The following is a 6,000-nucleotide window of genomic DNA, read 5'->3' on the forward strand; positions in this document are numbered from 1 at the left end:
ATTGAGTTCAAAGACATAACATCTCACCACCCAAAGGAACGTAACCAACTGTAGACTAAAATATGGCCCTGCTAAATGCTATAGTAATTATTTAATGTGCTTTATGTAATTGCCCTAAAGACAAATAAATTCCTAACCTTATCCAAACGATAATTAGAAAAATTAAAATTCCTGATTAGTTTTTAATCATTAGTATTTAGAAAATCTCTTTTCTTTTTTTCAAACGTAGGTTTCCATCTTATAAACGAATCCTTACAATCAATTTTAAATGAAAAGCACAATAGCTTGCAAACTATAACAGCCGAAGATCAACCAATTTCGGCCGATTACGGACGATTAACTTTAGAGAAATAAAAAATACTTCTCTACCTTTAGACCATTAAACAATAAACAGGGGAGCAGCTTTTCCATTAATTAAAGCTAAATCAAGTAAGAATTCAGAAATTTTAGCTCAATTGGTAGATGAGGACAAGTTAGTTTTTCGACAAGGAAAAGGCCGGGCACCTATTACACGCTAAAATAAAATAATACTTAATGGGAAATATTATATCTGAATCAGATACCATACATAGCCAATTTTATTGAGTAATAAATACCACTTGGGTTTTGACCGAATAAAATGGATCCAAAAATAAAGAGAAAATCTTTGATGATTATTTAAGTATAAACACCAAGAACTGGAGAATTTCGAAGTGCAGATTACTTTAAAGAATTTATCTCAAAAAGAAAAAAGATAAAATTAAGCAGCGTTTAGAAAAATTACCCAAGATTTTGAAAATAAATGAAAGAAAGGTTTTCAGTACAATGGTAGAAAGGTTTTGTTTTATGGTTTCCCGTAATAAGTCTTATTTATAATGGGTAATTTTATAAAACTGAGTTTATTTCTATTCCATAATTGTTAAAGTTATATTTAGTAGTGTAAGCTTACAATAGGAGATACCTTGAAGGGCATTTGAAAAACCAATCGTATGAGACACAAACTAATTCTTGACGTATTTACTATAATTTATAAAGGAAGACAAAGAGTTGGCTTCAAAGTAAAGGGAATTGAAAAATTTCTGTATTTAAGTCCTGCGAATGTAAAGCAATCTACAGAAGTTGATATTAATGAGGTAGAAATTTTAATCGGTTCTAAAATAAGACCTGAACTTTACAGGAAAGGAGAAAAAATGTTTGGAGGAGAAATTTATAAAGGGGACTATCCAATTATTAAAGACTTTTGGATTGAATGCTCGGATACAATCGAAAATATGCGGAAAAAGAACTCGGATAAACTTAAAAGTCTAAAGAAAATCAAGAAAGTATTTCATTTTCATAAATTCGGAAAGGATAACATTGGTTTTGATGTAGGAGAAGATAAAGCAATTTTTACAAGTGCAAATAGAGTTGTAGGTTTAACATCATTAGATTTAAGTGAAATTCACATTTTAGAAGGTTCATTTATAGGTCCTGAATATTACCAAAAAGGAGAAAATATTTATGAAGGAATGGATAAAGAGCCTGAATTATGCTACAAAAGCAATGTGGTAATAAAAAATCTGAATTTACGCTTTTGTGGTAAAATTGAAGAAATGCACGAGAAATTTGAGAATTCAGAACCATCATATGCAACTGGATATGATAATTCAAGTTACGACTATGACAGCGGATATGACTCAAGTAATTGGTTAGCAGATGCAGCTGGGACTGATGATCCAGAAGTTATGAGAGATGTGTACTGGAATTTGGACTAAAGAAAAGCGCCTAACAACACTGTATATCACTGATTGCGGCGTTTCGTTGGAATTCTGAATTTTAAGATTTTCTAGGATTAAAATCATTGATTGAACAATAATTGCTAATTTTCCTGGAACGATTAGATATGCGAAACCGTCAGACTGTCTAATAACCTACTGACTCTTAATAACTTTGTTGATTTCTTATCATTCTGGTTTTATCAACGATTGAGCTTTTGCAGTATCTTCATGCTATGAGATTTATAGAAGGAAAAGATCGCAAACAATCCTCGCTGTTCCCGGTGTCATTAGATGATACCATCGAACAGGAAAACGAGGTCAGGGCCGTAGATATTTTTGTGGATAGCCTGGACCTTGAGCATATGGGTTTTCGGGTACATTTTCCCGAAGGGGGACGTCCAGCCTATCATCCAGGGGTATTGCTCAAGTTATTCATCTATGGGTATATGAACCGGCTTCGCTCTTCAAGGATGTTGGAGCGTGAGTGCAAGCGCAATATTGAACTGATGTGGCTTCTAGGGCAACTTTCCCCAGACCACAATACCATTGCCAATTTTAGAAAAGATAATCCCGAGGCCATAAAAAAGGTGTTCCGAGCTACGGTGGTGCTGGCCAAAAACTTCAACCTTATTGGGGGAAAGCTTATTGCAGGGGATAGTACCAAGCTAAGGGCCCAGAATAGCAAAAAGAACAATTTCAATAAAAAGAAGATCGACCGCCACCTTCAGTATATCGAGAATAAACTTCAGGAATATAACAAGGCCCTGGAAAATGCCGATGGTACTTTAGCTAAAGAAAGCATCCATAAAGAGATGGATAAGCACAACAAACGAAAGAATAATTACCACAGGTTACAGAACCAGTTGGATCAAACCAAAGAAGAGCAGATCTCTACTTCCGATCCCGAGAGCCGGCATATGGTCCTACGCAATAATATTACGGAGGTAGCTTACAATGTCCAGTCCACCGTTGATGCCGAGCATTGCATCCCCATTGATTACGAGGTGACCAATCGCAATGACTCCAAAGCTATGGGGGCGATGGTCCGAAGAGCAAAGGCCATCCTGGGAAGCACCGATTTTACCGCACTCTTTGATAAAGGCTACCATACAGGGTCTGAACTGGAAATTGCGCAAAAGCTAAAGATTAAAACCCTGGTGGCTATTCCGGCCCCCGCCTCCAATGCACCAGATCCTAAATACAATATTCAAAATTTTATTTATGACCAGCAAGAAGATCATTATACATGTCCGGAGCAGCATTTACTAAAAACCAATGGGAACTATTACACCAACCACAGGGGAAAATCTAATGAGTCGAAATTCAAACAGTATAAAACAAAAGCCTGCAAGGGATGCCCGGTGCGGGAGTTTTGTACCACGGCCATAAACGGAAGGATCCTTGCCAGGAATATATTTACGGCTGTTTATGAAGAAAACCGAAGGAATATGGAGGCCGATCCTGAATTGTATCGGCAAAGGCAGGCCATCGTGGAACACCCCTTTGGGACTATGAAAAGGCAATGGGGCTTTGACCATATCCTTTCCAAAAAAGGCAAAAAACGTGCTTCTGCAGATGTTGGCTTCATCTTTATTGCCTACAATCTCAAGCGCATCTTGAACCTAATAGGTGAAAAAGACTGGGACAAACTCCTGAAGACTATTCACAGCTATTTTACCACCTGGTTATGCAGCCATAGATCGATTTTAAGGACTAAGAGGCATGTTGATATAGCAGAATACATTTTACCGATCATTTTAAAAACCTTCCCTAAAAAACCTTATTTTAGTCCATAATTGGCAGAAACTAAGAGGTTTTTAGACAGACTGCCGTTGGCAATAAGCTTTAAACAAAAAAACCAATATGAACAACGAAATTTGGAATGAAATCTGTTTTTTACTTTCTAAGAACATCAAGAATGATATTAGTGAAAGCGATTTTGAACAAAATGTACTTCAAGTATTAAGAATTTTAGAATGGAAAGAATTTAAAGGAGATATACAAATCCGACCTTCATTTAAAATCGGAGCTGCAAATAGAATAACGCCCGATTTCGTTATAAATTCCAAGGAGAATAAAAACCTTTTCGTTATTGAAATTAAACAACCAAGTATACCTATAAATATAGGTTTTCAACAACAGTTGTTTTCTTATATGCGTCAATTGAGATTGCAATATGGAATATTGATTGGGCAAGTAATTCAAGTATTCTATGATGGTGATTTAACTGACCACGACGATCCCGTTTTACTTGAAACTATTGAATTTAAAAACAATAGTAAAAAAGGTGAAAAATTTGTTGAGTTATTTTCAAAAGAAAACTTCAATTATGAATCTTTGGAATCATTTACAATTAATTCGCTAAAAAGAATAAACCGTAAAGCAGATCAAAAAAAACTACTAAATAAAATATTATCTACTGGATATCGGGAAGAAGTATTGGAATTAATCAAGCAAGATTTTCTTAATAAATATGACGCAGAGATAATTGAAAATGTATTACAAGAAATAAACATTAATATTGCCTCGAATAGTCACAAAGAATTAAAAAATTCAAGTTTTCAATCAACTACTGAGAACTTAAAACCAACAATATCATCTGAAAGGGACAGAACAAGATATATCTTGAACGGAAATAATATTGCTTTGGCAAAAAATAGATTTGTACTTCAAGTAGTCAAAGACTATATTAAGCAAAAACCGACAAATTTCAATTCTTTAAAAAAAGTATTTAAAGATGAATATCAAGGTTCAACAGGAGTAATTAATAAATTAGATTTTGTTGAAACAAAATATGCCAATAAATCTAATAAAAGGCATTTTACTGGTTCCGAGGAAATTTTAGAAAGTTCGGACGGTGTAAAATTCGTTGTATCAACAGAATGGGGAAAAGGAAATATCGAAAATCTCGTTGATTTAGCAAAAAGAGAAGGATTTTCTGTAGAAAAGACTTAGGTATAAATACTATAGCCAATATCAGTTATTGCAGCAACCCTTTAAGAAACAAATTTGGAAACAAGTCCGGAATCATTTTATTCTAGTTACATAAAAGAATATCACGAAGTAAAAGCAAATTATTTATTCACTTTGCTTAATGATATTGAGAAAACAAATGAAAATTTAAAATGCAAAGAATTAATAAAAGAAGATGTTAGTTTATCTCTGACAAATAATACAAAGTTCATATTGCAAACTGATCTACGACAGAATTACTTCCATTGTATAGAAACATTTTTTGAGTTTTTTTTCGCATTTCTACCTAATAATGAAATAGTTCCTGATAATAGTAAAATTGTTAGACAGCTTGTGAAAGCTAACTGGCAAAAAAACTACAAGAGGATTGAGCAAATTGCTAATGGAAAAATGAAATTAAATTTCTTAGACCAAGAAATTGAGGACATAGAACATAATGTAACGATTGGTCATTATTTATTTTATCCAGGTACATATGCAAAAGGTAAATTTGATAATAATTGGTATCAAATGGTATCGGAAAGCATAGAAAATATCAAAAATGTAATAAAGATTTTAGCTTCCGATTTTTGTCCGAGAGATGAATACAATGCATATAAACATACAATGAGAGCTTATCCAAATTATCAATCATTGCATTTATTAGATTTAGAAACTAAAGAAGAAAAATTAAGTTTTGATATAAGCAATTCAATATCATTTCAGATATATAATGATAAAGAGAAAGAAACAATTGTAAATACAAAAATGCTCGATCCACAAAGAGATTTTGATATGACAAAACAATGTAGCCGACTAATTCATAATATGGTGGAATTAAGAAATGTAATGTTCAATCGAAATCAAAAAAATGGAAACAACAAAGTTGCAATTCTACTTTTTGGAGAAGATAATGTTGCTGAATCCTCAAAACATAATGTAGATATTCAAGATCTTAGTTTTTCAACGAAAATCGTTTAAAGGGCTACAGTTAACATTTAAAAAATAGTTTAGGTTTAGATAAAATTCTATATTTTCGAAGCCTAGATTTAATCTGGTTATACTGAAAAGTCAGCTCTTCCCTACTCGCTACTTCTCTTAACCGTGACCCTTGTCAACAAGCAAAAAATTAATAATATGTTTTTTTTCTTTGATCAATTACCAGAAGAATTTAAAGACTTTCATCATGCAGAAGAAGATGTAAATATTTTTATTGGGAATAATGGTAGTGGCAAAAGTACAGCACTAAATGAATTAGCAAAGTATCATGCACCTCGTGGTAATAAGGTTGTGGCAATTGCTAATTCCATAC

At 33.2% G+C, this 6,000-nt stretch carries 4 protein-coding genes; all 4 read left to right on the top strand.

What is annotated here, in order from left to right; all coding sequences use genetic code 11:
• The first annotated feature begins 968 nt into the window (after positions 1-968).
• The 4 genes from RM549_RS09740 (at position 969) to RM549_RS09755 (ending at position 5,669) form a co-directional block, all read left to right on the top strand.
• Positions 969-1,733, top strand: a complete 765-nt coding sequence (locus RM549_RS09740) for a hypothetical protein (protein ID WP_311684196.1) — start codon at positions 969-971, stop codon at positions 1,731-1,733.
• 236 nt (positions 1,734-1,969) lie between these two features.
• A complete protein-coding gene (locus tag RM549_RS09745) occupies positions 1,970-3,532 on the top strand; it encodes an IS1182 family transposase (RefSeq protein ID WP_311684197.1) in 1,563 nt (520 codons plus the stop codon).
• A 67-nt stretch (positions 3,533-3,599) separates the two neighbouring features.
• Positions 3,600-4,691 (top strand): type I restriction enzyme HsdR N-terminal domain-containing protein, encoded by a 1,092-nt coding sequence (locus RM549_RS09750; protein ID WP_311684198.1) that lies wholly within the window; start codon positions 3,600-3,602, stop codon positions 4,689-4,691.
• Between the two features lie 54 nt (positions 4,692-4,745).
• Positions 4,746-5,669, top strand: a complete 924-nt coding sequence (locus RM549_RS09755; RefSeq protein ID WP_311684199.1) for a hypothetical protein — start codon at positions 4,746-4,748, stop codon at positions 5,667-5,669.
• Positions 5,670-6,000 lie beyond the last annotated feature (331 nt).

The organism is Autumnicola patrickiae, assembly GCF_031846525.1.
In the GTDB taxonomy this organism is placed as follows: domain Bacteria; phylum Bacteroidota; class Bacteroidia; order Flavobacteriales; family Flavobacteriaceae; genus Autumnicola; species Autumnicola patrickiae.

Excerpts from the sequence above, each read along its gene's own strand:
- RM549_RS09740 (WP_311684196.1), top strand. The coding sequence starts at position 969 with ATGAGACACAAACTAATTCTTGACGTATTTACTATAATTTATAAAGGA.
- RM549_RS09745 (WP_311684197.1), top strand. The coding sequence starts at position 1,970 with ATGAGATTTATAGAAGGAAAAGATCGCAAACAATCCTCGCTGTTCCCG.
- RM549_RS09750 (WP_311684198.1), top strand. The coding sequence starts at position 3,600 with ATGAACAACGAAATTTGGAATGAAATCTGTTTTTTACTTTCTAAGAAC.